The sequence below is a fragment of the Oleiphilus sp. HI0043 genome (genome assembly GCF_001634935.1).
In genome coordinates, this window is record NZ_LWEY01001088.1 from 1 (window position 1) to 304 (window position 304).

At 39.5% G+C, this 304-nt stretch carries 1 protein-coding gene; it reads left to right on the plus strand.

Annotated elements, in window-relative coordinates:
- Nucleotides 1-304 (plus strand): hypothetical protein (locus A3729_RS34580; protein WP_197475821.1); only part of this gene is annotated, 304 nt, incomplete at both ends.

Sequence of the window (304 nt, forward strand, 5' to 3'; positions counted from 1 at the left end):
AGGTTCAGGAAAAACAAAAGGCTCTGGATAAGAAAAAGGCTCTGGATAAGAAAAAGGCTCTAGAGAAGAAAAAGGCTCTAGAGAAGAAAAAGGCTCTAGAGAAGAAAAAGGCTCTAGAGAAGAAAAAGGCTCTAGAGAAGAAAAAGGCTCTGGAGAAGAAAAAGGCTCTAGAGAAGAAAAAAGCTCTGGAGAAGAAAAAGGCTCTGGAGAAGAAAAAGGCTCTAGAGAAGAAAAAAGCTCTAGAGAAGAAAAAGGCTCTGGAGAAGAAAAAGGCACTGGAAAAGAAAAAAGCACTGGAACTTGA